The organism is Pseudomonas sp. G5001 (assembly GCF_013385475.1).
Lineage (GTDB): Bacteria > Pseudomonadota > Gammaproteobacteria > Pseudomonadales > Pseudomonadaceae > Aquipseudomonas.
In genome coordinates, this window is sequence record NZ_JACAPZ010000029.1 from 183,863 (window position 1) to 207,117 (window position 23,255).

27 protein-coding genes and 1 tRNA gene are annotated in these 23,255 nt (G+C 60.4%); 7 read left to right on the top strand and 21 right to left on the bottom strand.

What is annotated here, in order from left to right; genetic code table 11:
- Positions 1-17 precede the first annotated feature (17 nt).
- A complete protein-coding gene (locus tag HX805_RS23260; protein ID WP_177117333.1) occupies positions 18-1,046 on the top strand; it encodes an AraC family transcriptional regulator in 1,029 nt (342 codons plus the stop codon).
- 2 nt (positions 1,047-1,048) lie between these two features.
- Here the strand turns inward: HX805_RS23260 and HX805_RS23265 are convergent, their stop codons facing one another.
- From HX805_RS23265 to dapA, 11 genes are all read right to left on the bottom strand, one after another.
- The gene (locus HX805_RS23265) at positions 1,049-1,816 is read right to left on the bottom strand and encodes an anti-sigma factor (protein WP_177080176.1); all 768 of its coding nucleotides are present in this window, start codon (positions 1,814-1,816) and stop codon (positions 1,049-1,051) included.
- Positions 1,813-2,310 carry an RNA polymerase sigma factor gene (locus tag HX805_RS23270; protein WP_003211943.1) on the bottom strand — a complete coding sequence of 166 codons (498 nt, stop codon included), beginning with the start codon at positions 2,308-2,310 and terminating at the stop codon, positions 1,813-1,815. The genes HX805_RS23265 and HX805_RS23270 overlap by 4 nt, the downstream gene beginning before the upstream one ends.
- Before the next feature lie 59 nt (positions 2,311-2,369).
- Positions 2,370-2,921, bottom strand: a complete 552-nt coding sequence (locus tag HX805_RS23275; RefSeq protein WP_017479232.1) for a tetratricopeptide repeat protein — start codon at positions 2,919-2,921, stop codon at positions 2,370-2,372.
- Between the two features lie 43 nt (positions 2,922-2,964).
- Positions 2,965-3,522, bottom strand: a complete 558-nt coding sequence (locus HX805_RS23280; RefSeq protein WP_087692600.1) for a cytochrome b — start codon at positions 3,520-3,522, stop codon at positions 2,965-2,967.
- Positions 3,523-3,597: 75 nt separating this feature from the next.
- Positions 3,598-4,032 carry a DUF86 domain-containing protein gene (locus HX805_RS23285; protein ID WP_003211948.1) on the bottom strand — a complete coding sequence of 145 codons (435 nt, stop codon included), beginning with the start codon at positions 4,030-4,032 and terminating at the stop codon, positions 3,598-3,600.
- Complete coding sequence (locus HX805_RS23290; RefSeq protein ID WP_087692601.1) at positions 4,022-4,417, bottom strand: nucleotidyltransferase domain-containing protein; 396 nt, start codon at positions 4,415-4,417, stop codon at positions 4,022-4,024. The genes HX805_RS23285 and HX805_RS23290 overlap by 11 nt, the downstream gene beginning before the upstream one ends.
- A gap of 121 nt (positions 4,418-4,538) precedes the next feature.
- Positions 4,539-4,628 (bottom strand) — tRNA-Ser (locus HX805_RS23295).
- A gap of 83 nt (positions 4,629-4,711) precedes the next feature.
- A complete protein-coding gene (purC, locus tag HX805_RS23300; protein WP_003211975.1) occupies positions 4,712-5,425 on the bottom strand; it encodes a phosphoribosylaminoimidazolesuccinocarboxamide synthase in 714 nt (237 codons plus the stop codon).
- Between the two features lie 28 nt (positions 5,426-5,453).
- Positions 5,454-6,212 (bottom strand): MBL fold metallo-hydrolase, encoded by a 759-nt coding sequence (locus tag HX805_RS23305; protein ID WP_003211977.1) that lies wholly within the window; start codon positions 6,210-6,212, stop codon positions 5,454-5,456.
- A gap of 4 nt (positions 6,213-6,216) precedes the next feature.
- Positions 6,217-7,332, bottom strand: coding sequence for an outer membrane protein assembly factor BamC (gene bamC / locus HX805_RS23310; RefSeq protein ID WP_177080177.1), 1,116 nt, complete (start codon positions 7,330-7,332; stop codon positions 6,217-6,219).
- 17 nt (positions 7,333-7,349) lie between these two features.
- Positions 7,350-8,228 (bottom strand): 4-hydroxy-tetrahydrodipicolinate synthase, encoded by an 879-nt coding sequence (dapA, locus tag HX805_RS23315; protein ID WP_003211981.1) that lies wholly within the window; start codon positions 8,226-8,228, stop codon positions 7,350-7,352.
- 261 nt (positions 8,229-8,489) lie between these two features.
- Here dapA and HX805_RS23320 point away from each other — a divergent pair, with 261 nt between their 5' ends.
- Both HX805_RS23320 and HX805_RS23325 read left to right on the top strand, forming a co-directional pair.
- Complete coding sequence (locus HX805_RS23320) at positions 8,490-9,050, top strand: glycine cleavage system protein R (protein WP_003172487.1); 561 nt, start codon at positions 8,490-8,492, stop codon at positions 9,048-9,050.
- 10 nt (positions 9,051-9,060) lie between these two features.
- Positions 9,061-9,534, top strand: a complete 474-nt coding sequence (locus HX805_RS23325) for a peroxiredoxin (RefSeq protein WP_003211984.1) — start codon at positions 9,061-9,063, stop codon at positions 9,532-9,534.
- A gap of 133 nt (positions 9,535-9,667) precedes the next feature.
- Here the strand turns inward: HX805_RS23325 and HX805_RS23330 are convergent, their stop codons facing one another.
- Positions 9,668-10,738, bottom strand: coding sequence for an AI-2E family transporter (locus HX805_RS23330; protein ID WP_003211986.1), 1,071 nt, complete (start codon positions 10,736-10,738; stop codon positions 9,668-9,670).
- Between the two features lie 40 nt (positions 10,739-10,778).
- Positions 10,779-11,018 (bottom strand): sulfurtransferase TusA family protein, encoded by a 240-nt coding sequence (locus HX805_RS23335; protein WP_003211989.1) that lies wholly within the window; start codon positions 11,016-11,018, stop codon positions 10,779-10,781.
- A gap of 95 nt (positions 11,019-11,113) precedes the next feature.
- On the opposite strand from HX805_RS23335, the gene HX805_RS23340 reads away from it, so the two are divergent.
- A complete protein-coding gene (locus HX805_RS23340) occupies positions 11,114-12,547 on the top strand; it encodes a M48 family metalloprotease (RefSeq protein ID WP_087692605.1) in 1,434 nt (477 codons plus the stop codon).
- A gap of 67 nt (positions 12,548-12,614) precedes the next feature.
- On the opposite strand, the gene HX805_RS23345 is transcribed toward HX805_RS23340, so the two are convergent.
- The 4 genes from HX805_RS23345 to rpoE all read right to left on the bottom strand — a co-directional run bounded on the left by HX805_RS23345 (position 12,615) and on the right by rpoE (position 16,472).
- The gene (locus tag HX805_RS23345) at positions 12,615-14,054 is read right to left on the bottom strand and encodes a DegQ family serine endoprotease (RefSeq protein ID WP_003211993.1); all 1,440 of its coding nucleotides are present in this window, start codon (positions 14,052-14,054) and stop codon (positions 12,615-12,617) included.
- A 244-nt stretch (positions 14,055-14,298) separates the two neighbouring features.
- Positions 14,299-15,255, bottom strand: a complete 957-nt coding sequence (locus HX805_RS23350; protein WP_003211995.1) for a MucB/RseB C-terminal domain-containing protein — start codon at positions 15,253-15,255, stop codon at positions 14,299-14,301.
- Between the two features lie 16 nt (positions 15,256-15,271).
- Complete coding sequence (locus HX805_RS23355) at positions 15,272-15,859, bottom strand: sigma-E factor negative regulatory protein (protein WP_003172479.1); 588 nt, start codon at positions 15,857-15,859, stop codon at positions 15,272-15,274.
- A 31-nt stretch (positions 15,860-15,890) separates the two neighbouring features.
- Complete coding sequence (rpoE, locus tag HX805_RS23360) at positions 15,891-16,472, bottom strand: RNA polymerase sigma factor RpoE (RefSeq protein ID WP_003172477.1); 582 nt, start codon at positions 16,470-16,472, stop codon at positions 15,891-15,893.
- A 468-nt stretch (positions 16,473-16,940) separates the two neighbouring features.
- Here rpoE and nadB point away from each other — a divergent pair, with 468 nt between their 5' ends.
- Positions 16,941-18,557 carry an L-aspartate oxidase gene (gene nadB / locus HX805_RS23365; protein WP_003211997.1) on the top strand — a complete coding sequence of 539 codons (1,617 nt, stop codon included), beginning with the start codon at positions 16,941-16,943 and terminating at the stop codon, positions 18,555-18,557.
- Here nadB and HX805_RS23370 read toward each other — a convergent pair.
- Positions 18,526-18,978, bottom strand: a complete 453-nt coding sequence (locus HX805_RS23370) for a protein YgfX (RefSeq protein WP_008437845.1) — start codon at positions 18,976-18,978, stop codon at positions 18,526-18,528. The genes nadB and HX805_RS23370 overlap by 32 nt on opposite strands.
- Positions 18,962-19,216: a succinate dehydrogenase assembly factor 2 gene (locus HX805_RS23375; RefSeq protein ID WP_003212000.1), complete on the bottom strand. Its 255-nt coding sequence runs from the start codon at positions 19,214-19,216 to the stop codon at positions 18,962-18,964. The genes HX805_RS23370 and HX805_RS23375 overlap by 17 nt, the downstream gene beginning before the upstream one ends.
- A gap of 139 nt (positions 19,217-19,355) precedes the next feature.
- Here HX805_RS23375 and HX805_RS23380 point away from each other — a divergent pair, with 139 nt between their 5' ends.
- Positions 19,356-20,297, top strand: coding sequence for a folate-binding protein YgfZ (locus HX805_RS23380; protein ID WP_177080179.1), 942 nt, complete (start codon positions 19,356-19,358; stop codon positions 20,295-20,297).
- A gap of 36 nt (positions 20,298-20,333) precedes the next feature.
- Positions 20,334-21,155, top strand: a complete 822-nt coding sequence (locus HX805_RS23385; protein WP_177035873.1) for an HDOD domain-containing protein — start codon at positions 20,334-20,336, stop codon at positions 21,153-21,155.
- Here HX805_RS23385 and HX805_RS23390 read toward each other — a convergent pair whose 3' ends face one another.
- Together HX805_RS23390 and HX805_RS23395 are read right to left on the bottom strand one after the other, a co-directional pair.
- Complete coding sequence (locus tag HX805_RS23390) at positions 21,156-22,541, bottom strand: sensor histidine kinase (protein WP_177068329.1); 1,386 nt, start codon at positions 22,539-22,541, stop codon at positions 21,156-21,158.
- Positions 22,534-23,205 (bottom strand): response regulator, encoded by a 672-nt coding sequence (locus HX805_RS23395; protein WP_003212008.1) that lies wholly within the window; start codon positions 23,203-23,205, stop codon positions 22,534-22,536. The genes HX805_RS23390 and HX805_RS23395 overlap by 8 nt, the downstream gene beginning before the upstream one ends.
- Positions 23,206-23,255 lie beyond the last annotated feature (50 nt).

Below are 23,255 nucleotides of genomic sequence, written 5' to 3' on the forward strand. Positions count from 1 at the left end.
TTTGAAAAAGGTGCCGCATGCCTGACGTGACCCAACCCCGTTTCAACATACCGGATGTGTTCTGGCTGGCGCTGCAGAGCGTCGGGCTGGAGCCGTCGGTGGTGTTGCGTCAGGCACGCTTGCCCATGACCCTGCATATCCGCGAGCGGCGAGACCGGCGGCAGGTGACGACGCTGGAGTTCTTTCGCTTGTGGGAGGCGGTGCGCATACTTAATCCTGATCCGGCTGTCGGGATATTACTGGTGACGCGGCTGGATATCACCGCGCTTCCACCCTCCAGCTTTGCCGCTTTTATCGCCCGGGATTATCGGGATGGCCTGCACCGCCTCGCCCGCTTCAAGCAATTGTGCACACCCGAGCGCCTGCTGGTTTGCGAGGATGGCCGTGCCTGTACGGTGACCATCGACTGGTTGCACACGCCAGAATTACCGCCTGCGCTGCTGGTGGATGCGGCGTTTGCGACGTTTGTTGAATTGGGGCGACGGGGAGCACGGACGCAGATCACTCCCCTGCAGGTCGAACTGGTTCGCCCGGACGATGGCAGCCGTGCACTGGCCGAGTTTTTCGGTTGCTCCGTGCGTTTTGGTGCCGGGCGCAACGCGCTGATACTGGACGCCGCCGATCTGGACCGACCTTTTCCGGCGTACAACCCGCAAATGCTCGAAATGCTGAACCCGGGCCTGGTGGCAGCGCTTGCGGAGGCCTCGACACCGGCCAGCATCAGCCATCAGGTCAAGATCACCCTCAAGCGCTTCCTGGCCAGTGGCCGCCCCGAGATGGTCGAGGTAGCGCGGGAGCTGGGCATGAGCGAACGCACGTTGCAACGGCGCATTACCGAGGCCGGCACCAGTTTCAGGCAACTGATGCTGGAAACCCGCCAGGAAGTGGTGCGGCATCTGCTCACCGAGCCGTCGATTGAGATAGACGAGATCGCGTGCCTGGTGGGCTATGAAGATACCAACTCGTTTTATCGTGCGTTTCGTTCCTGGGAGGGGACGACGCCGGCTCGGTGGCGGGCGTTGCAGACGCCCTCATCGTCTCATTGAAGCTATGCCGACAAAGCCTTCTCGGCACTGCGCGCCATGATCTGCAAATCCTCGAACGGGTTTCTGCCAATCAACATGAACGCATGGGACGGGCTGGACCAAAACACCACGTTCATGCCCCGGCGCTGTTCGGTGGCCATGGCCACCGCACCTTTTTTCGCCGCCGTAATGCACAGCGCCAGCGGGCCGTGGCGCGCGTCGAGGTAGGTCAGTTGACCGATCAGTACGCCGTCATAATCGAGGATTTGTGCGCGGCGAAATTCGGCGCCAGGCAGGTGTACTGCATCCGGGTTCAACGGCAGGCCGAGCTGGGTCCCGACCGAACTCAGCTGGGCGATATGGGCGTCGGGATCGGCGCTGAGGTTTTCCAGGGTCTGGGGCGTATACAGCGCCATGTATTCGGCAACCGAGGCACGCCAGCCCGAACCGGGCTCAGGCCGGGGCCAGGTCATGAACAAGCGATCAGCGACCACACCGGCCACCGCAAAGCTTGCTGCTACCGCGAGAAATTTGCGTCGACTCAGGGTGGGTGTTTGTGTCGGCGGCAACGCATCGAGCATCACCTGCAAACGCTCTGTAGGGGCTTGATCGAGAACCGAATCGAAGGCTGATTTGAACGGCAAGTGGCCGCGCTTGAGCAGCTCCAAGCGGGCTGTCACGGCAGGATCGATCCCCAGCAGGTTATCGATAAGCTGGCGCTGCCGAGGGTCTAACTCACCGTCCAGGTAAGCCACCAGCAGTTCATCCGACGGTGGTGTATTTTGAGTCATCGTCGTTCTCCGCTCGATTTATCCAACAAGCCGCTTGAGTGCGCAGTTTCAGCCAGCTTCATGCGTGCAGCGGCCAACCGGCTCATCACCGTTCCTACGGGAATATGCAGGACTTCGGCAATTTCCTTGTATGAGAGGCCTTCGACGTAGGCCAGAAAAACAGTCTCCCGCTGCGCTTCGGGTAATGCATTGACGCGCTTGATCACCTGCGCGGCCAGGACCTGGTCCTGAGCCAGGGCTTCACCGTCGAACGACAACGCCTGCTCGGCGTCGACAAACCCCTGCCCTTGCCGTACTCGCTGGGCGCGCAATTCGTTAAGCCAGATCGAATGCATGATCGTCAGCAACCAGCGGTCCAGCCGCGTGCCAGCCACGAACTGGCCTGCACGCTCCAACGCCCGCACGCAGGTGGCTTGCACCAGGTCATCAGCCACATGCTTTTGTCGCGACAGCACCAGCCCGTATCGCCATAAACGTGGCAACAGCTGGCTCAACTCTCGGCGCAACTCAGCGTCTGTGGTGATGGCAATCTCCCGGCTGTTCGCTCACAGCTTCAAGCCTGAGGCGCGGCGGCGATGGCTTCTGCCAGGTCTTCGTACTCTTCGCAGGTGGTGCTGCACAACGCCTTGATCTTCACCAGTTGCTCCTGGGCCAGGTCCACACGGCCCTTGATGACGTAGGCCTCCCCCAGGTACTCACGGACTTGTGCGTAGTTGGGGTCCAGTGCCACGGACTTCAGATAGTAGCTGATGCCTTCATCGGTGCGCCCCAGTTTGCGGGTGGCGTAGCCGCGGTAGTTCAGGGCCTTGGCGGTGTTCGGGTTTTGCAGGGTGTCGAGCAGTGACAGGGCTTCTTCGTAACGCCCGTCCTTGGCCAGGCGGTAGGCGTAGTCGGTGCGGTCGGCGTCCGACGTGGCCTTGCTGGTTTGCAGCACACACTTGCCGGTCTTGGTATCCCAGACCTGGCCTTTGGGGCAGTTGGGCTTGGGCGGCGCCGATTCGTCACCGGAGGCATGGGCCTGGCCGGCCAATAGCGCGGCGGCCATACAGGCGCCAAAGAACAAAGCGGTGCGGTAACCAACGGCGTGCTCGGGACGATTCTTCATGGCATTCATGCTCCGTAACGATAGGGAAAGTACAGCAGCAAACTCAGTAGGGAAGATCGCCACGAGGGGCCGGCAGCATGCGGCGCAACGTGCTGTCGCGCTGGATGTAGTGATGCCACAGCGCGGCGCAGGCATGCAGCCCGGCGAGTACGATGATCGCCCAGGCGACATTGTTGTGCAGGCCGCCCAGGGTGCCACGCAATTCGTGATCAATCACAAAAGGCGCTGGCACCGGGAACAGTCCGAAAAAGTTGAAGGGCTCGCCCTGGGCCCAGCGGAACAGGAAGCCCAGGGTCACCTGCGTCAGTAACAACAGGTATAGACAGCCGTGGGCGATTTTGGCGGCCACGTTAAGCGCAGGGTGATTGTCGGCCTTTGGGTGATTGCCGCCGAACACACGCCAGAGGATACGTGCAGCGATCAGCACCGCCATGGCGATGCCCAGGGAGATATGGACCGATTGCAGGCCCTTGCGCAGTGGCGTGCCTTTTTCCAGGTTTTCCCAGACGTGGGCGCTGGCGAACATGAAGATCACCAGGGCGGCGGTCAGCCAGTGGAAGGTGCGGGTCAGGCGGTCGTAGCGGTCGGCGGGATTGTTCATGGGCGTTTCCTGAGTGGTCTGTGTGGTGAACACCGCAGCAGGAAAACTTATTCAGAGGGATGGAAAATTTACAGATTAGACTTGTTTATTTTCCAACCCCGCATCCTTGGTCAAAATATGCGAACTAAATGCTAGAAACTCATCCAGGTGTTTTGTAATGATCGCTACAGTAATCGGCAATTGAAGCGTCTGGTACTCGTGAACAGCAATGTTACGGAACCCGACCATGTTCTTCAGGTTGGTCAGCAACGCAGGATTGACCCAACCGCCCTGACATAACAACTCAAACACGTCACGAGCTCCTTGTGGAACACCCAGGCGCTCACGACGAATCAAATGCTGGCCCATGTCCAGCGCTGCCTCACAGGCACGCTGAATATTCAAAATCGCCGCATCCTGGCGCGTGAAATCGGTGGTGAAGCTGGTGGGATCCTTATCGTATTCCTGACGGGCGCGCGCAACGCAACGCTCAATACTGGCTGCTTTATTGATGAGAACATCATCGACCATAAACTTTCCCTTCCTTCTGGATATCCGCCAACAACTCAGCCCTTGCCGTGTCCAGCGCGGTTTTTTCGCTCAGGACGTAGCTCTCGAATAGACCCGCCTGGACGTTCCCGGACCAGAGCCGACGCCCAGTGGTCAATACTTGGTATTGCATTACCGTTGAGGCTGCGCGCAAATCAAGCAAGTCGACGGGAACTCCAACGATATCGGCCAACTCCCCAGAAAGCTGCCATAGCAATAAAGGCTCGACCACTCCCGCAGAAAGGACCGCAACATCCAGATCACTCTCACTACCTGCCTCACCCGTCACTTGGCTACCGAACACATACACAGCCAATAGCTCGGGAACTTCAGCCTGCAAATGCGCCAGTACTTTTTTAAAATTCATGACCGATGTCCGAAGCGCCAATTAACGAAGACCGTAGCAGAATTCATTATGCAGTTTCTGACTGAAAGCAAAAAACCCCCGACAACATTGAAGTTATCGGGGGTTTTTCATTTTTCAATAATGGCGGAGAGATAGGGATTCGAACCCTAGGTACCGGTGAAGGTACAACGGATTTCGAATCCGTCCCATTCGGCCACTCTGGCATCTCTCCAACGGCGCGCATCATAACAGCCTGTTTCCTGGAAGCAAAGCGCAAAAGCGATTTTTTTCCGTGCTATCAGATGCTTGCGTCGATTACAGCGGTACGCCGAGACGGTTGGCGACTTCTTCGTAGGCTTCGATAACGTCACCGAGGCCCTGGCGGAAGCGGTCTTTGTCCATCTTCTTGCGAGTGTCTTTGTCCCACAGGCGGCAGCCGTCCGGGCTGAATTCGTCGCCCAGGACGATGGAGCCGTCGTGGAACACGCCGAATTCCAGTTTGAAGTCCACCAGCAGCAGGCCGGCGTCGTCGAACAGTTTGCTCAGGACGTCGTTGACCTTCAGCGACAGCTCCTTCATGCGAGCCAGTTGCTCAGCGGTGCCCCAACCAAATGCCACCACGTGGGATTCGTTGATGAACGGGTCACCCTTGGCGTCGTCTTTCAGGAACAGCTCGAAGGTGTAGGGGTTGAGCTTGAGGCCCTCCTCCACGCCCAAACGCTTCACCAGGCTGCCGGCCGCATAGTTACGCACGACGCACTCGACCGGGATCATGTCGAGTTTTTTCACCAGGCATTCGTTGTCGCCCAGCAGTTTGTCGAATTGGGTCGGAATGCCGGCCGCTTCGAGTTTCTGCATGATGAAGGCGTTGAACTTGTTGTTCACCATGCCTTTGCGGTCGAGCTGTTCGATGCGCTTGCCGTCGAACGCCGAGGTGTCGTTGCGAAACAGCAGGATCAAGCGGTTGGCGTCGTCGGTCTTGTAAACCGATTTGGCTTTGCCGCGGTAGAGTTCTTCACGTTTTTCCATGATGGGCTCCGCTTGCTAAGTAGGTGGGCTAGGCGATGTGTCGCCAGTCGAGCCCTGAATCTTGATCGGCCAGTTGCAGCCAGTCCGGGTCGCACCCAAGGGTGTCGACAAAACATTGCCGGGCCAGCTGCGGCAGGTTGTTCTTGCTGCTCAGGTGGGCCAGGACCAGGTGTTGCAGGTCTTGCCAGCCCAACTCATACACCAGGTACGCCGCCTGGTGGTTGTTCAAATGTCCAAACTGCCCGCCGACCCGCTGCTTGAGAAAGGCCGGGTAGTGGCCACGCGCAAGCAGGTCACGGCAGTGGTTGGACTCGATCATCAATGCGTCGAGGTCCCGGTAACCGTCCAGCACCTTGGCGCAGTACGAACCCAGGTCAGTGAGCAGGCCAAAACGCCGTTCACCGTCACTGAATACGTATTGCGTCGGTTCCTGGGCATCGTGGGCCACTTCAATCACATCGATGCTCAAGGCACCGATCTGCAATTGTTCGCCACCGGCCAGCAAACCTGCGGGCTCAATCGGTTTGCGCATCCCGCGCAAGGTACCGCGACTCAGGTACACCGGAAGATTGTAGCGCCGAGACAGCAAACCCACGCCATGCACGTGGTCGGCATGTTCGTGGGTCACCAGAATCGCGCTCAGCTGCGCGGGGTGAACCCCCAGGCGCAGCAGGCGCCGCTCGGTTTCCCGCAGGGAGAAACCACAATCCACCAGGACGTACGTGTCGTCATGGGCTACAAGCGTGCCGTTCCCTTGGCTACCGCTGCCGAGAACGGCAAAACGCATCGGATCAGCCCAGGTTGTCCTGAATCACGCCCAACACTTTGCGCGCCACTTCTGCCGGCGCCACGGTGTTGATGTTTTTCTCGACGGTGACTTGCACGCTTTCGCCTACCTTGCTCAAACGAACCTGGTAACGCTCGGCGCGGGTCTCGATCTCTTCCTTGGTCGGCTTGCTGCCGAACAACTTGCTGAAGAAACCTGGCTCGTCGTCTTTCTTCTCGGCTTTTTCGGCCAGGTTGATGTAGTACAGGCCCAGGCTGCGGTTGATGTCTTCAACGCGCCATTCGCCGTGCTCCAGCGCGCGGCCGACACTCGACCAGGCGCGGTCCAGGTCTTCACCCAGGTTGAGCACCACGTTGCCGCTGCCGTCTTCGCTGAGGCTGACGCGGCTAGGTGTGTCAAAGCTACCGGCGGCGAGCAGGGAGACGGAGCCGCCCTTCTCGGAAATACGGCTCATGCTGGCGAGCATTTCGTCGACCAGGGCAGCGTCCACGCCGGTGTTGACCGAGCGTGGGGTGAAGTCGACGTTGGCGGTGCTGCCGGCAGGACGCTCGGCGCTGACTACGTAGACTTCACTGGTGTTGCGTTGCACGCCTGGCTCGATACGCACGCGGATGCGGGCTTCGCTGTCATTGGCTACACCACCGGCCTGCAGGCGCTTGGCCATGGATGCCGACAGTTCGCTGGTGTGCTGCCACGCGGTGGTGAACTCACCGGTCTGCGGGCGTTGTTCGTCAAGGCGGAAACCGTTGTCCTGGAAGAACTGCACGGCCACCGGCCAGACTTCGGCAGGTGGGCGCTGGGCCATGACCCAACGGGTGTCGCCGCTCTTCTGCAGGCTGTAGTCGCTGGCATCGGCCACGGCCGACAACGGCTGTGGACGCGGCACTTCGTATTCACCCTTGACGGTGTCGTCGGCCACGTTGCGCGGAATCGGCAGCAACGGGTCAAGGCGCTTGGCGACATTGACGTCCGGCGGCAATTTCATCGGGGCGGTTTGTTGGGCTTCCAGGTAATCGCTACCGCGGTCGCGGAAGTAGCCTTCCGGGCCCCAGATCCAACCGCAGCCACTGGTGCTGGAGATAATCAAGGCAAGTGCGGAAAGTCCGGCCAATCGCTTCATGCGTAGTGCTTCCTCAATTAAACCAGGACGCCGGACTGGCGCAGGGCCTGTCGCAGCGGTTCGTGACAGGCTTCGCTGAGCCAGGTGAGCGGCAGACGGATACCGTCCGGCATCAGGCCCATCTCATGCAGCGCCCATTTCACGGGGATAGGGTTGGATTCGATAAACAGGGTTTTGTTGAGCGGTGCCAGTTGTTCGTGGATCGCCCGGGCCTTGACCGCATCACCGGCGATGGCCGCGGCACACAGCTCGCTCATGGCGCGCGGTGCAACGTTGGCAGTCACCGAGATGTTGCCTTTGCCGCCCAGCAGGATCAGCTCGACCGCCGTGGCGTCGTCACCGGAATACACCAGGAAGTCGCTGCTGACGCCGGCCAGGATGTCCTTGGCGCGCTGCAGGTCACCGGTGGCTTCCTTGATACCGATGATGTTCGGTACGGTGGACAGGCGGATCACGGTCTCGGCCTTCATGTCGCAGGCGGTGCGACCGGGTACGTTGTAGAGGATCTGCGGGATATCGACCGCTTCGGCAACGGCGCGGAAGTGCAGGTACAGGCCTTCCTGGGTCGGCTTGTTGTAGTACGGCGTCACCAGCAGGCAGGCATCGGCGCCGGCTTTCTTGGCGTTGCTGGTCAATTCGATCGCTTCGCGGGTCGAATTGGCGCCCGTGCCGGCGATGACAGCAATGCGCCCTGCAACGCGCTTGACCACGAACTCGATCACTTCGATGTGTTCTTCCACATCCAGTGTGGCCGATTCACCTGTGGTGCCGACCGCCACGATGGCGTTGGTGCCCTCTTGCAGGTGGAAGTCCACCAGTTTGCCCAGGCTGTCCCAGTCGAGATTACCTTGTGCATCCATGGGTGTGACCAGTGCCACCATACTGCCCGCAATCATGCAACCGCTCCTGCCGGAAAAAGAGAGCGGTAATGGTACTGGCGCCAAGATGCTTGTACAAGCGAAGTACCGCCTGAGGATGCGTTCTGGATCAACTTAGTTCGCGGCAGCGCCATCATTCTGCCAAAGCGGGGTTTGATGAAGCTGATTACGTAATGAAAACGCCACCTCCTAGCCCTTGGCGATGGTTTTCGCTACCCTTCATCCTTTGATTGATACCGCTTGCATCGTATCGACCGCTCATCGCTTTAGGAAGGCTGCATGTCCACCCCCACAGTCCGCGAACAATTCCTTGTCATCAGTGCCCTTGGCGCCAACCCCATGGAGCTGACTAACGTCCTGTGCCGCGCCAGCCATGAAAACCGCTGCGCCGTCGTGACCTCCCGCCTGACCCGCCATGGCGAGTGCAGTGCGCTGGTCCTGCAGATTTCCGGGACCTGGGATGCCCTGGCCCGCCTTGAAACCGGTTTACCGGGTTTGGCGAAGAAGCATGACTTCACGGTCAACGTGGTGCGCAGCGCCGCCCTGGAGAACCGTCCACAGGCCCTGCCCTACGTGGCCTATGTCAGTTCGGCCTACCGCTCGGACATCGTCAACGAGCTGTGCCAGTTCTTTATCGACCACAACGTCGAGCTGGAAAACCTGACCTGCGACACCTATCAGGCTCCGCAGACCGGCGGCACCATGCTCAACGCCACCTTTACCGTGACCTTGCCGGCCGGCGTGCAGATCAGTTGGCTGCGCGACCAGTTCCTGGATTTCGCCGATGCCCTGAACCTCGACGCACTGATCGAGCCTTGGCGCCCACAGAACCCTATGTAAGGAAGTCTTCATGTCTGTAGTGATCGACCAACCGGTAGCCGACTTCGAAGCCCAGGCCACCAGCGGGCAAACCTTCAGCCTCGCCGGGCTCAAGGGCAAGCAAGTGGTGATCTACTTCTACCCGAAAGACAGCACCCCGGGCTGCACCACTGAAGGCCAGGGCTTCCGTGACCAGCATGCTGCGTTCAAGGCGGCCAACACCGAGGTGTTTGGCGTGTCCCGGGACAGCGTGAAGTCCCACGAGAACTTCAAGGCAAAGCAGGAATTCCCCTTTGAGCTGATCAGCGACAAGGACGAAGCGGTTTGCCAGCTGTTTGATGTGATCAAGCTGAAGAAGCTGTATGGCAAGGAATACCTGGGTGTTGATCGCAGCACCTTCCTGATCGACAAGAATGGCGTACTGCGCCAGGAATGGCGCGGTGTGAAAGTGCCAGGCCATGTGGATGCAGTGCTCGAAGCGGCACAGGCGCTGAACCAGGCTTGATTCACCTGCTGGCTTTGAAATAGCTATCGCAGCCAAGCCAGCTCCCACCTGTGATCATTGTTCGACAGGACAACTCAGTCAATGTGGGAGCCGGGCTTGCCCGCGATGAGGCCCTGCACCGGCACCACAAATATCAGAGTAACGGCGCCACCACCGGCTCCTGCCGAGGCCAGGCATCCAGCACCGCCTTGAACAGCGTCGCCAGGGGAATCGCAAAGAACACCCCCCAGAAGCCCCACAACCCGCCAAACAACAACACCGCACAGATGATCGCCACCGGATGCAGGTTCACCGCCTCGGAGAACAGCAGCGGCACCAGCACGTTGCCGTCCAGCACCTGGATGATGCCATACACCGCCATCAGGTAGATGAACTGATCACTCCAGCCCCACTGGAACAGCGCGATCAACATCACCGGCACCGTCACCACCACCGCGCCAACGTATGGCACCACCACTGAAACACCCACCAGCAGCGCCAACAGGGCAGCGTAGTTAAGCCCCAGCGCGACAAAACCGATGTAAGTGACGCCACCGCAGATAAAAATCTCGATAACCTTGCCGCGGATGTAGTTGGCAATCTGCCGGTTCATTTCCTCGGCGACCCGGGTAATCAGCGCACGCTCACGGGGCAGATAGCCACGCACCCAGCGACCGATCATCTCGCGGTCCTTGAGGAAGAAAAACACCAGGATCGGCACCAGTACCAGGTAGATCATGATGTTGACCAGCAGCGGCAAGCTCGAAAGGGAAAAGGTCAGCGCCCATTGTCCGAACTTTCCGATTTCGCCGCGAGCCACCTCAATGGCCTGCAGGACCTGCTCGTCCGACACCAGGTGCGGATAGCGCTCAGGCAACAGCAGCAGCAATGACTGCCACTTGGCGAGCATGCCCGGTAGCTCGTTGAACAAGGTGATCAACTGGTGCCACAGCAAAGGCACCACGATCACGATAAATACCAGCAACAGCCCCATGAACAAGGCAAACACCAGACCCACCGCTGCCCCACCCGGCAAGCGCAGACGCTCCAGGATGGAGACCAGGCCTTGCATCAGGTATGCCAGAACCATCCCCGCCAGTACCGGCGCCAGCATGCCGCCCAAAGTGAGCACGGCCGTAAAGGCAAGAAATAGCAGGACGGCCAGCACCACGGCTTCTTCGTCGGAGAAGTAGCGCTGAATCCAGTCACGTAACACTTTGAACATCAATAAACCTCAGGCGATAAGGACAGCATATTCAAGCGATTCAGGCCTTGCGCAACCAGTAACGATAGACGCCCGCTTCGTCTTCTTCATGCAGCAGGGTGTGGCCGGCCAGCTTGGCAAACGTACGAAAGTCCCGCTGGGAGCCAGCGTCCGTGGCGATCACCTTGAGCACCGCGCCGCTGGCCAGCCGATTGAGCTCCAGCTTGGCCTTGAGCAAGGGCAGCGGGCAGTTAAGGCCACTGGCATCCAGTTCGGCATCGAAGGCTACAGCGTCGGTCATGGTCTAACTCCGGGTGGGCGTCGAGGGCGCTTAGAATATCTGGTCCGAAGCTCAGTGTCCGGCTACAGTAAGCTCTTTGTCGAAAGGCTTTGTGCATGACTTTTTTGCGCCCTACCCTGCTGACGCTGGCTTGCCTGCTTGCCTCTCCAGGCTTCGCCGACGACCTGCCGTCACTTGGCGACGCCAGTTCTGCCATTGTTTCGCCAAAACAGGAATACGATCTGGGTCGGGCATGGCTGGCCTACCTGCGTGGCCAGGTCTCGCAACTCAACGACCCGCAGCTCAAGGATTACGTCGAATCCAGCGTTTATAAGCTGGTGGAAACCAGCCAGGTCAATGACCGGCGCCTGGAATTCATTCTGATCAACAGCCCGCAGTTGAACGCCTTTGCCGCACCGGGCGGCATCGTCGGGGTCAACGGCGGCCTGTTCCTCAACGCCCAGACCGAAGGCGAATATGCCTCGGTACTGGCCCATGAATTGGCTCACTTGTCCCAACGTCACTTCGCACGAGGCGTGGAAGCACAGCAGCGCATGCAGATCCCGATGATGGCTGCGCTGCTCGGCGGCATCATCGCTGCCGCCGCTGGCGCAGGCGATGCGGGCATTGCCGCGATCGCCGGCAGCCAGGCCGCCGCGATCCAGGAGCAACGGCGCTTTTCCCGGCAAAACGAGCAAGAGGCTGACCGCATCGGCATTCTCAACCTGGAGAAAGCCGGCTACGACCCACGGTCCATGCCAACCATGTTCGAGCGCTTGATGCGCCAGTACCGTTTCGATGCCAAGCCGCCTGAATTCCTGCTGACTCACCCGGTAACCGAATCGCGGATCGCCGACACCCGCAACCGTGCGGAGCAAGCCAAGCTGGGTGGCATTGAGGACAGCCTGCGCTATCAACTGATCCGTGCTCGAGTGCAACTGTATTACGAAGACACCCCGGGGCTGGCCGCCAAACGTTTCCAGGCCCAGCTGGATGAAAATCCGAAGAACGATATCGCGCGTTATGGCCTCGCCATCGCTCAGATCAAGGGTGCCCAGTTCAACCTGGCCCGGGAAAACCTCAAGCCGCTGCTGGCCAAGGCGCCCAACGACATCACCTACAACCTGGCGCAGATCGAGCTGGACATGACCAACAATCGCCTGCCGGATGCCCAGCAGCGTACGGACCGAATGTTGACGCAATATCCAGGCAACTATCCGCTGAACCAGGTTCGTGTGGATCTTCTGCTCAAGCAGAACCGCAACGCTGACGCGGAAAAAGCCCTGGAAGGATTGTTGAAGTCTCGCCCGGACGATCCGGACGTCTGGTACCAGGTTGCGGAAACCCGTGGGTTGTCGGGCAATATCATCGGCCTGCATCAGGCCCGGGCCGAGTACTTCGCGCTGGTGGGAGATTTCAAGCAGGCCATCCAGCAATTGGATTTCGCCAAGCGTCGCGCCGGCAGCAACTTCCCGCTTTCGTCACGTATCGACGCACGCCAGCGTGAACTGATCGACCAGGAACGCATGATCAAAGACATGATGGGCTAAACCTTTCAGCCACAAAAAAGCCCCGCTCTCGAACATCGAGAGCGGGGCTTTTTATTGGACTAGCGGATTACTCGGCCAGTTTGAAGGTAATGAAGCTGGCACGCCCCTGACGCAGGACGCGCATCGACACCGAACGGTTCTTCGGCAGCGCCTTGGCGATGTCGGTGAACTCTTTGGTGGAGTTGATAGCCTGGTTGTTCAGGTGGGTGATGACATCACCTGGTTGCAGGCCGATCAGGGAGGCAGGACCGTCCTGGACTTCCTTGATCACTACACCGCTCTTGAGGTCGAAGCTCTTTTTCTGTTCGTCGGTCAACTCGACTACAGCAATGCCCAGGCGATTGCTGCTGCGCTCGGCACCTGGCTTGCTGTTGCCCAGCGCATCCAGCGCCGCGCCTTCTTCCGGGATCGCACCGACGGTCAGTTCGACGTTCTGGCGCTTGCCGTCACGAATCACTTCCAGCTTGGCCTTGCTGCCGGCCTTGAGCGCGCCCACCAGGTGTGGCAAGTCCGCAGACATGACGATCGGCTGGCCGTTCATGCTCAGGATCACGTCACCGACTTGCAGGCCACCTTTGGCAGCAGGGCCATCGTCCTGGATCTGCGCGACCAGGGCACCGGCCGGCTTGTCGAGACCGAAGGATTCAGCCAGGTCCTTGTTCACTTCCTGGATCACCACGCCCAGCCAGCCGCGGCTGACTTTGCCACCAGTTTTCAGCTGGTTCGAAACGTCCATGGCCACATCGATCGGAATCGCGAACGAAACGCCCATGAAACCACCGGAGCGGGTGTAGATCTGCGAGTTGATGCCAACGACTTCACCCGCCAGGTTGAACAACGGACCGCCGGAGTTGCCCGGGTTGATCGGCACGTCGGTCTGGATGAACGGCACGTAGTTTTCGTTCGGCAGGCTGCGACCGATGGCGCTGACGATACCCTGGGTCACAGTATGGTCAAAACCAAACGGCGAACCGATGGCGACGACCCATTGGCCGGCTTTCAGGTCCTGGGATTTGCCCAGTTTCAGCACCGGCAGGTCCTTGCCTTCGATTTTCAGCAGGGCCACGTCGGAACGTGGGTCGGTGCCCACCAGCTTGGCTTTCAGCTCACTGCGGTCCGCCAGGCGCACCAGGATCTCGTCGGCGTCGGCAATCACGTGGTTGTTGGTGAGGATGTAGCCGTCAGGCGAGATGATGAAGCCCGAGCCCAGGGACTGGGCCTCACGCTGGCCGCCACCACCGCCACGCGGCGTGCGCGGCTGGGGCATGCCGCGTTCGAAGAACTCCCGCAGCATCGGCGGCAGGCCTTCCAGGTCGGGCATCTGCTGGTTGGAGACCTTACGATCCGGCAGCTTCTGCGTAGTACTGATGTTCACCACGGCAGGCGACGCCTGCTCCACCAGTTGGGTGAAGTCAGGCAGCTCGGCCGCTTGCGCGGTAACGGCCTGACCCAGCACCAGCACCGTGGCGACTATGGATAGGTAAGACTTCAAACGTGGTATCGACATACAGCTCCCGTTACGACGAGCAGGGTTGAGCGACAGGGTTCAATAAACGCCGAAAAACTGCGACCGACATTTTTGTTCCGCGAACAAAACAAGGCCAGGGCCGTTAAGCCCTGACCTATAAAAAACATAGGGGATATTAGCAAGTGAAAAAAATGATCCAGACATTTCATGCTCTCGGCAGAGGCAGGCATCGACTATCTCCTGCGCAACATTGAAATATCAGGATGAACATAGGATTAACAACTCAAGGCTTGGCGGGCACGGTGCCACTGCGTAGTGACAGCGCAATTCGCTCGGCGGTGCCAATCGGGATCTCGCCGACGACGGTCACCATCACCTCGCCTTCCAGGGTATTCAACCGCCGTGAAACGGCGACTGTCGGGCCCAACTGGGTGCGGGTCTCGTTTACGGTCGCACCGTTAAGCGGCTCCAGGAATACCGAAAAACGCGCCAGACCATCGTCATACATCAGACTGCTGACGGTTACCTTGGTGTGGGAGTCTTTATGGGCACTGCTGTTGACCAGCTGAAAGCCTGGTGGCAACCAGTCGAGGCGCCAATCCTGAGGGATCTCGACCTCCGGGGCCTTGGCGTTGGTCACCGCCACCGGCGTGCATTCGCCACTGGGCTGCAAATCACGATCGTCAGGCACCGATGTATTGAGCTGGGTGAACTGGAAACGCTCCAGCAACTGGCCCTGGTCGTTAAGCAACAATGACTTCAATGGCAGCGCAGTTTCACGATCCAGATGCAGCTCAAAACCATAACGGTATTGATCGCGGGGGGTCACGGAGACGATCACCGCATTCCGACCGGCCACGCGCGATTTGCCGATGACGGCAAGATCGTAGAATGCTTTGAGTTTTTGCGGATCAAGGGTACGCGCAGAGGTATTGGGGGAGCCCCCAAGCCCGGCAACCAGCGTGCCGCTCACGCATTGGGTACGGCCATCGACCCGCAGGACTTCCTGGGCAGAACCATCGAGCTGCAAAAGCCGCTCACGGACCTGACCATTCTGGACACGATGCCAGATGTCATGGGTAGAAAAACTACCGTTACGCTCGTAGATGAAGGTGCCCTGAAAGCTTTGCTGCTGCTCCGCCCGCCCAAGACGCGTCAGCCAGTCTTGGGCTTCATCGGCATGGGCGGGGACTGCAAACCAGCCACTGAGCAAAAGCGCAAGGAGCGGTATGGCGCGCATAAAGCTCCTTGGCGGACTAGCGGTTTTCCAGGCTTGCAGCGCGGGCGTAAGGCAGAGCGCTTTCAGTGCCTTTCAAGGCCGATTCCTGTGCGTGTTGGCGCAGGTAGCCTGGAAGACGCTGATCCTGCCAGCCGGATTGCCCTTGAAGTACACCGTTGGCCATAGGCCCGGTGGTATCGGAGCTTTCCTTGTAGCCGGCCAGTACGGCTGGACCCTTGACCTGCGGGCCGGCCATGACCGGTTGCTGGGTCTGCTGGGCCAGTTCGGCACCGGCGATTTCGTCCTGGTTGTACAGGCGGACACCTGCCAATACAGCGACGGTCACCGAAGCAGCGACTGCCAGACGGCCCAGGCTACGCCAAGGACCGCGAGCAGCTTTTGCCGGAACGGCTTCATCAGCCAGTGCAGCAGAAACGGCCGCAGCAATATCCAGACGAGGGATTAGAAGATCCTTGTGCATCACCGCCCGAGCGACTTGGTAACGAGACCAGGTATCACGGGTTTCGGCATCATCAAATGCATTAAGCACTCGACGAAGTTCCAGTTCATCCGCTTCGTTATCCATCACTGCGGACAGCGATTCCTGCAGGGCATCACGACTCATGGCGGTTCCTCTCTTGGCTGTCGCCGCTGTCTCAGTTTTCCTGCAACAACGGCTGCAGGGCTTTATCGATGGCTTCCCGAGCCCGGAAGATCCGGGAGCGTACGGTACCCACCGGACATTGCATGACGCTCGCAATGTCTTCGTAACTCAGACCATCGAATTCACGTAAAGTTAACGCCGTACGCAAATCTTCTGGCAGTTGTTGAATAGTGCGATGGACGGTTCCTTCGATCTCGTCGCGCAGCAATGCACGCTCCGGCGACTCGAGATCCTTGAGGCCGTGATCACCATCATAAAATTCAGCATCTTCCGAACTAACATCACTATCCGGCGGGCGGCGACCGCGAGAAACCAGATAGTTCTTCGCCGTGTTAATGGCGATGCGATACAGCCACGTGTAAAACGCACTGTCACCGCGGAAATTACCGAGTGCACGGTATGCCTTGATAAAGGCTTCCTGTGCAACGTCCTGCGCTTCATGGGTGTCGTGCACAAACCGCACGATCAACCCGAGAATTTTGTGCTGGTATTTCAGCACTAGCAGATCAAATGCCCGCTTGTCGCCGCGTTGAACGCGCTCGACCAGCTGCTGATCCTCTTCCTGGGTTAGCATGAACACTCCTCGTTGTACTTGAAGGAGGCTTGCATAACTAATCGATCAGGCTTGCAAACATAGACTCGGACTTTTCGCAAAAGTTCTCCCCCTCCAAGCAAGTTTCCGGCGCGCACTGATTTGGCACACACGAAAAACGCAGCGCGGGCAATGCCGGCTGCGCGAATAATCTGTCGCCAGTTTCCTGACGCGCCTGACACAGACGCGGCTCAGCAAATCCAGCGTGTTCCCAGCTTTCGGGCATCCTGCTATTGAGTCGGGGCCTATGCAAAAAGTTCCCATCCCAATCGCTGTCCGTTTCATGAAAGCCGTGCAGTTCGTTGCCCGTAGTCTCACAATGCCACGAATGCCCGGCTATTGTGCCGCTCCCCCCCTCTATATACTAGTGGGCCGTGTCACCCTTTGATTCGCCGATCCAGGCGTCCTGTTTGCGCCCCCCTACGGATCGCTTTTTGCGGAATCCTTCAAATGAGCCAACAGTTTCAACACGATGTCCTGGTGATTGGCAGCGGCGCTGCGGGCTTGAGCCTTGCACTGACCCTGCCGGGCCACCTGCGCATAGCCGTACTGAGCAAGGGCGACCTCGCCAATGGCTCGACGTTCTGGGCCCAGGGCGGTGTCGCCGCGGTGCTCGATGACACCGACACCGTGCAATCCCACGTCGAAGACACCCTGAATGCCGGCGGCGGCCTGTGCAATGAAGAAGCGGTGCGCTTCACCGTCGAGCATAGCCGCGAAGCCATCCAGTGGCTGATCGACCAGGGCGTGCCCTTCACCCGCGACGAACATTCCGGCACCGACGACGGCGGCTTCGAGTTCCACCTGACCCGCGAAGGCGGCCACAGCCACCGGCGGATCATCCATGCCGCCGACGCCACCGGCGCCGCGATCTTCAAGACCCTGCTCGCCCAGGCCCGGCAACGCCCCAACATCGAACTGCTGGAACAGCGGGTCGCCGTCGACCTGATCACCGAAAAGCGCCTTGGCCTGCCGGGCGAACGCTGCCTCGGCGCCTACGTGCTCAACCGGGCCAGCGGCGAAGTCGACACCTACGGCGCGCGCTTCACCATTCTCGCCTCGGGCGGCGCAGCGAAGGTCTACCTCTATACCAGCAACCCCGACGGCGCCTGCGGTGACGGCATTGCCATGGCCTGGCGTTCGGGCTGCCGGGTGGCGAACCTGGAATTCAACCAGTTCCACCCCACTTGCCTGTATCACCCGCAGGCCAAGAGCTTCCTGATCACCGAAGCCCTGCGCGGCGAAGGCGCACACCTGAAGCTGCCCAACGGCGAACGTTTCATGCAGCGCTTCGATCCACGAGCAGAACTGGCCCCGCGGGACATCGTCGCCCGGGCCATCGACCATGAAATGAAGCGCCTGGGCATCGACTGCGTCTACCTGGACATCAGCCACAAGCCCGAAGCCTTCATCAAGACCCATTTCCCGACGGTCTACGAGCGCTGCCTGGCGTTCAATATCGACATCACCAAGGGCCCGATCCCGGTCGTCCCGGCGGCGCACTACACCTGCGGCGGCGTAATGGTCGACCAGAACGGCCGCACCGACGTGCCCGGCCTGTACGCCATTGGCGAAACCAGCTTCACCGGCCTGCACGGCGCCAACCGCATGGCCAGCAATTCGTTGCTGGAGTGTTTCGTGTACGCCCGCTCCGCCGCCGCCGACATCCTTGAACAGCTGCCGCGCATCCCGGTGCCGGCCGCCCTGCCCCGCTGGGACGCCAGCCAGGTGACCGATTCGGACGAAGACGTGATCATCGCCCACAACTGGGACGAGTTGCGGCGCTTCATGTGGGACTACGTGGGCATCGTGCGCACCAACAAGCGCCTGGCGCGGGCGCAGCACCGGGTTCGACTGTTGCTGGATGAGATCGACGAGTTCTACAGCAACTATAAAGTCAGCCGCGACCTGATCGAGCTGCGCAACCTGGCCCAGGTGGCGGAACTGATGATCCGCTCGGCCATGGAGCGCAAGGAAAGCCGGGGATTGCATTACACCCTCGACTACCCGCAAATGCTGCCCGAAGCGCGCGACACTATTCTGGTGCCAACCACCTACGGCGGCTGAACTTCAAGCGCACCCGCAGGCGCCGATGCACATCGGTAGCCTGCGAATCCCGTGGCACGCAGATCGAACGCACCCGCCAGTCACCCTGCACCCGAAAGCGCAGCACCACGATCAACGGCAACGCCAGGCTGTCGGGGCGCAGTTGCACGCTGTGCCAGCCACGCGCGGCGCTCCACAACTGCCAGCCATCCTCGTCGCGACGCAGGCCACGGATCGACGAACGGTGAGTCAGCAGGATATGACGCGGCAATACCCAACCGGCATGGGCCAGGCACAACAAGGCGCCAAAGGCTCCGAACCACGGGGACACATCGAGAAACCACAGCGCACCCAGTGCGAACGCCTGGGCGAAAAGATAAGCCGCCAGCAACTGCCCGGAGGCGTGCCAGCGGCATTCGAACGTATTACTTGGGCTGGACACGATCCAGAATCATCCGAACCATGCGCTGCAGCTCCGGGTCTTCCGATTCGGCGCGTTCCATGAACCAGCCGAACATGTCCTGATCCTCGCATTCCAGCAGCTTGCGGTAGCAGTCGCGGTCGACGTCGTTGAGGTGCGGATAGACCTCCCTGACGAACGGTACCAGCAACACGTCCAGTTCAAGCATGCCGCGTCGGCTGTGCCAGTAGAGGCGATTGAGTTCTACATCTTCGACCATGGAGCGCTCCTCAAATAGAGCGCAAGTATACAGGCCGAAGCTGCCTGGAACAGTCGGCTTTGGTCGGCCATACGGAAACTATCCATTTGCCGGGCGCCCCTCTATGATGCACTCATGACTTTTTAACCTGCGATGACCCATGGCTGACTCTGCTTTTTTCTGCCCCCTGTCCCACGAAGGCGTTCTCGCCGTCCGCGGTTCCGACGCTGCCAAGTTCCTCCAGGGACAACTGACCTGCAACCTTAACTACCTGAGTGACACCCAGGCCAGCCTGGGCGCGCGCTGCACCCAGAAAGGGCGCATGCAGTCGAGCTTCCGCATCCTGCTGCAAGGCGATGGCGTGTTGCTGGCCATGGCCACCGAACTGCTGGAGCCACAACTGGCGGACCTGAAAAAGTACGCCGTGTTCTCCAAATCCAAACTCACCGACGAAAGCGCTGCCTGGGCGCGTTTCGGTGTGTCGGATGCCGATCAGGTACTGGCCGGCCTCGGCCTCCAACTACCCGCCGAGACCGACAGCGTGGTGCGCAGCGACGACCTGATCGCCATCCGCGTATCGCCGGGCCGTGCCGAACTCTGGGCCCCCGCCGCCCAAGCTCAAACCCTGCACAGCCAACTCGTCGCACAATTGAACGAAGGTGAACTGAACCAATGGCTGCTGGGCCAGATCCGTGCCGGTATCGGCCAGGTCATGCCCCACACCCGCGAACTGTTCATCCCGCAGATGCTCAACCTGCAAGCCGTCGGCGGCGTCAGCTTCAAGAAAGGCTGCTACACCGGCCAGGAAATCGTCGCGCGCATGCAGTATTTGGGCAAACTCAAGCGTCGCCTGTATCGCCTGAGCCTGAATGCCGGCGAGCTGCCTGAGCCCGGCACCCCACTGTTTTCCCCGAATCACAATAGTGCCATCGGCGAGGTGGTGATTGCCGCCCGTGCCGATCAGGCGATTGAACTTCTAGCGGTGCTGCAAGCCGAAGCAGCAGAGAGTGGCGATGTGCATGTGGGCACGCTGGAAGGCCCGGGCCTTCAGCTGCTCGACCTGCCCTACCAGCTGGACCGTGATCGCGAGATCCAGCGCTGATCGTCGTACCTTTTTGCTACACCCTAGAGATCTTGAATGAACAAGCTGGCGGAAAAAGTCCAACAGGCGTTGGTTGTGGCCATCGATAACGATGACCTGGTTCTGCCAACGCTGCCGGAAGTAGCCCTGAACATTCGTCAGGCCGCCGAAGACCCGGACATCAGCATCAGCCACCTGAGCAAAGTGATCGGCCGCGACACCGCCTTGTCGGCGCGGCTGATCAAAGTGGTCAACAGCCCGCTGTTGCGCGCGACCCAGGAAGTCACCGACCTGCACACCGCCATCACCCGCCTGGGCACCAACTACAGCAGCAACCTGGCGATCGGCCTGGTGATGGAACAGATCTTCCACGCCCGTTCCGAAGTGGTCGAACAGAAGATGCGCGACGTCTGGCGGCGCAGCCTGGAAGTGGCCGGCGTGAGCTATGCGTTATGCCGCAACCACAGCCAGTTGAAGCCTGACCAGGCGGCGCTGGGTGGGCTGGTGCACCAGATTGGCGTGCTACCGATCCTGACCTTCGCCGAAGATCACTATGAACTGCTGTCCGATCCGGTCAGCCTCGATCACGTGATTGAAAGCATCCACCCGTTGCTGGGGGACAAGCTGCTGCGGCGCTGGGACTTCCCGGAAATGCTGGTGAACCTGCCGGCGCAGTACATGAACCTTGAGCGCGACTCCGAGCGCCTGGACTATATCGACCTGGTGCAGGTCGCCGTGTTGTATTGCCACCGCGACACTGACCACCCGCTGGCCAGCGTACCGATATCGACGGTACCTGCGATCAAGAAACTGCGACTCGACCCCTACAGCGACACCTTGCGCGCCGAGCTGGATGAAGCACGGTCAATGTTCTACTGATTACCCCGCGATAAAACTGACCCGCACTTTCAACCCCGCCAACTCTCCGTCATGCAAGCTGATCTGCGCCAGGTGTGCCCGGCAGATCTCGCCAACAATCGCCAACCCCAAGCCCGCCCCCAAGCCCTGCTGGCTGCGCCGATAGAAGCGCTCGAACACTCGGTCCCGCTCATCCAGCGGGATGCCCGGGCCGTCATCTTCCACCTCAAGTACCGCCGGCGCCGTGACCCGCAGGATCACGTTGCCGCCCGGGGGCGTGTGGGCCAGGGCGTTGTCCACCAGGTTGCTCAACAACTCGTTCAACAAGGTGGGCTCGCCCCGCAGCCACACCGGTTCATCCGCCTCCAGCGCCAGGGCCACGCCACGCGCATGGGCCAGCGGCGCCATGGCCATGCCCAGCTCGCGAGCCAACTGGCTCAGGTCCAGCAACTGCGCCCCGCCTTCGGCAATCGCCCGGGCGCCGTTTTCGATGCGCGCCAGCGAGAGCAATTGATTGGCCAGGTGAGTCAGGCGATCAGTGCCCTGGGCTGCGGTTTCCAGGGTGGTGCGCCAGGTAGCCGGGTCTTCGGCACGCAGGCCAAGCTCCAAGCGTGCCTTGAGCGCTGCCAACGGAGTGCGCAGCTCATGGGCGGCATCGGCAATAAACTGTGCCTGGCGCTCGAACTGCCCGCGCAGGCGTTCGGTGAAATGGTTGAGCGCATGTACCAGCGGGCCCAATTCATGCTGCACCTCCACCAGCGGCAATGGCCGCAGGTCATCGGGCTGACGCTCTTCCACGGCCGTGCGCAAGCGCTCCAACGGCCGCAGCGCCGCACTCACGGCAAAGAACACCAACAACAATGCACCGATGGCCAGCATCCCCAGGCGCAGCAAGGTATCGGCCATCAGGCTGCGCGCCATCGCCACCCGCGCTTCGTCGGTTTCGGCCACGCGGATTTCCGCCATGCCGTTCATGTTCGGTTCGGAGACTGCCTTGAGCAGGCTGACCACTCTCACGTTCTGGCCCTGATACTTGGCGTTATAAAAGCGCGCCAGCGCCGGATAGTCATCGGTGCGTGGAGTTCCCGGCGGCGGGCCCGGCAGGTTTTCGTAGCCGGAGATCAGCTTCTGGTGAATATCGTTGACCTGGTAGTAGATCCGCCCGGCGCTGTCGTAGGCGAACGTATCCAGGGCGACGTAGGGCACATCGGCACTCAAGGTACCGTCGCGGTGGGACAGGCCGGCCGCAATGGTCCGCGCCGAGGCCAACAGCGTTCGGTCGTAAGCCGTGTCCGCCGCCTCGCGCCCATTCCAGTAAGCGCTCAAGCCGCTGGCAATCATCAACACCACCAGCAACAGCGCCAGGTTCCACAGCAGGCGCCAGCGCAGGCTGCTGGGCTTATGCATCGCGGGCTTCCAGCAGGTACCCCAGGCCACGGAAGGTGACGATGGCCACAGGCTGGCCATCGAGTTTCTTGCGCAGGCGGTGCACGTAGATTTCGATGGCATCGGGGCTGGCCTCTTCATCCAGGCCAAACACCTGGGAAGCCAGTTGCTCCTTGCTCATGACCCGGCCCGGGCGCGCGATCAGCGCCTCAAGCACCGCCTGCTCGCGGGAGGTCAGGGTCAGCAGTTCACCACCCAGGGTGAAGCGCCGCGTATCCAGGTCGTAAATCAGCACGCCACACGCCTGTTGCCGCTCACCGCCCAGCACGCTACGGCGCAGCAGCGCCTTGACCCGGGCTTCCAGCTCCGTCAGTTCGAACGGCTTGGCCAGGTAGTCATCCGCCCCCAGGTTGAGGCCATGCACGCGGTCCTTCACATCGCTGCGTGCGGTCAACATCAACACCGGCAGATTTTTTCCACGGGCCCGCAGGCGCGCCAATACTTCAAAACCGTCCATGCGCGGCAGGCCCACATCGAGAATCGCCACCGCGTATTCCTCGCTGCTCAAGGCCAGGTCCGCCGCCACTCCGTCGTGCAACACGTCGACGGTCAAACCCGTGCTCTTGAGCGCCTGGGCGACACTTTCGGCTAGCTGCAAATGGTCTTCGACCAGAAGGACACGCATGGGTTTTTACCTCGTTCGGGGGTGGTCGGCGCCACACTTTGCCGGGGAGT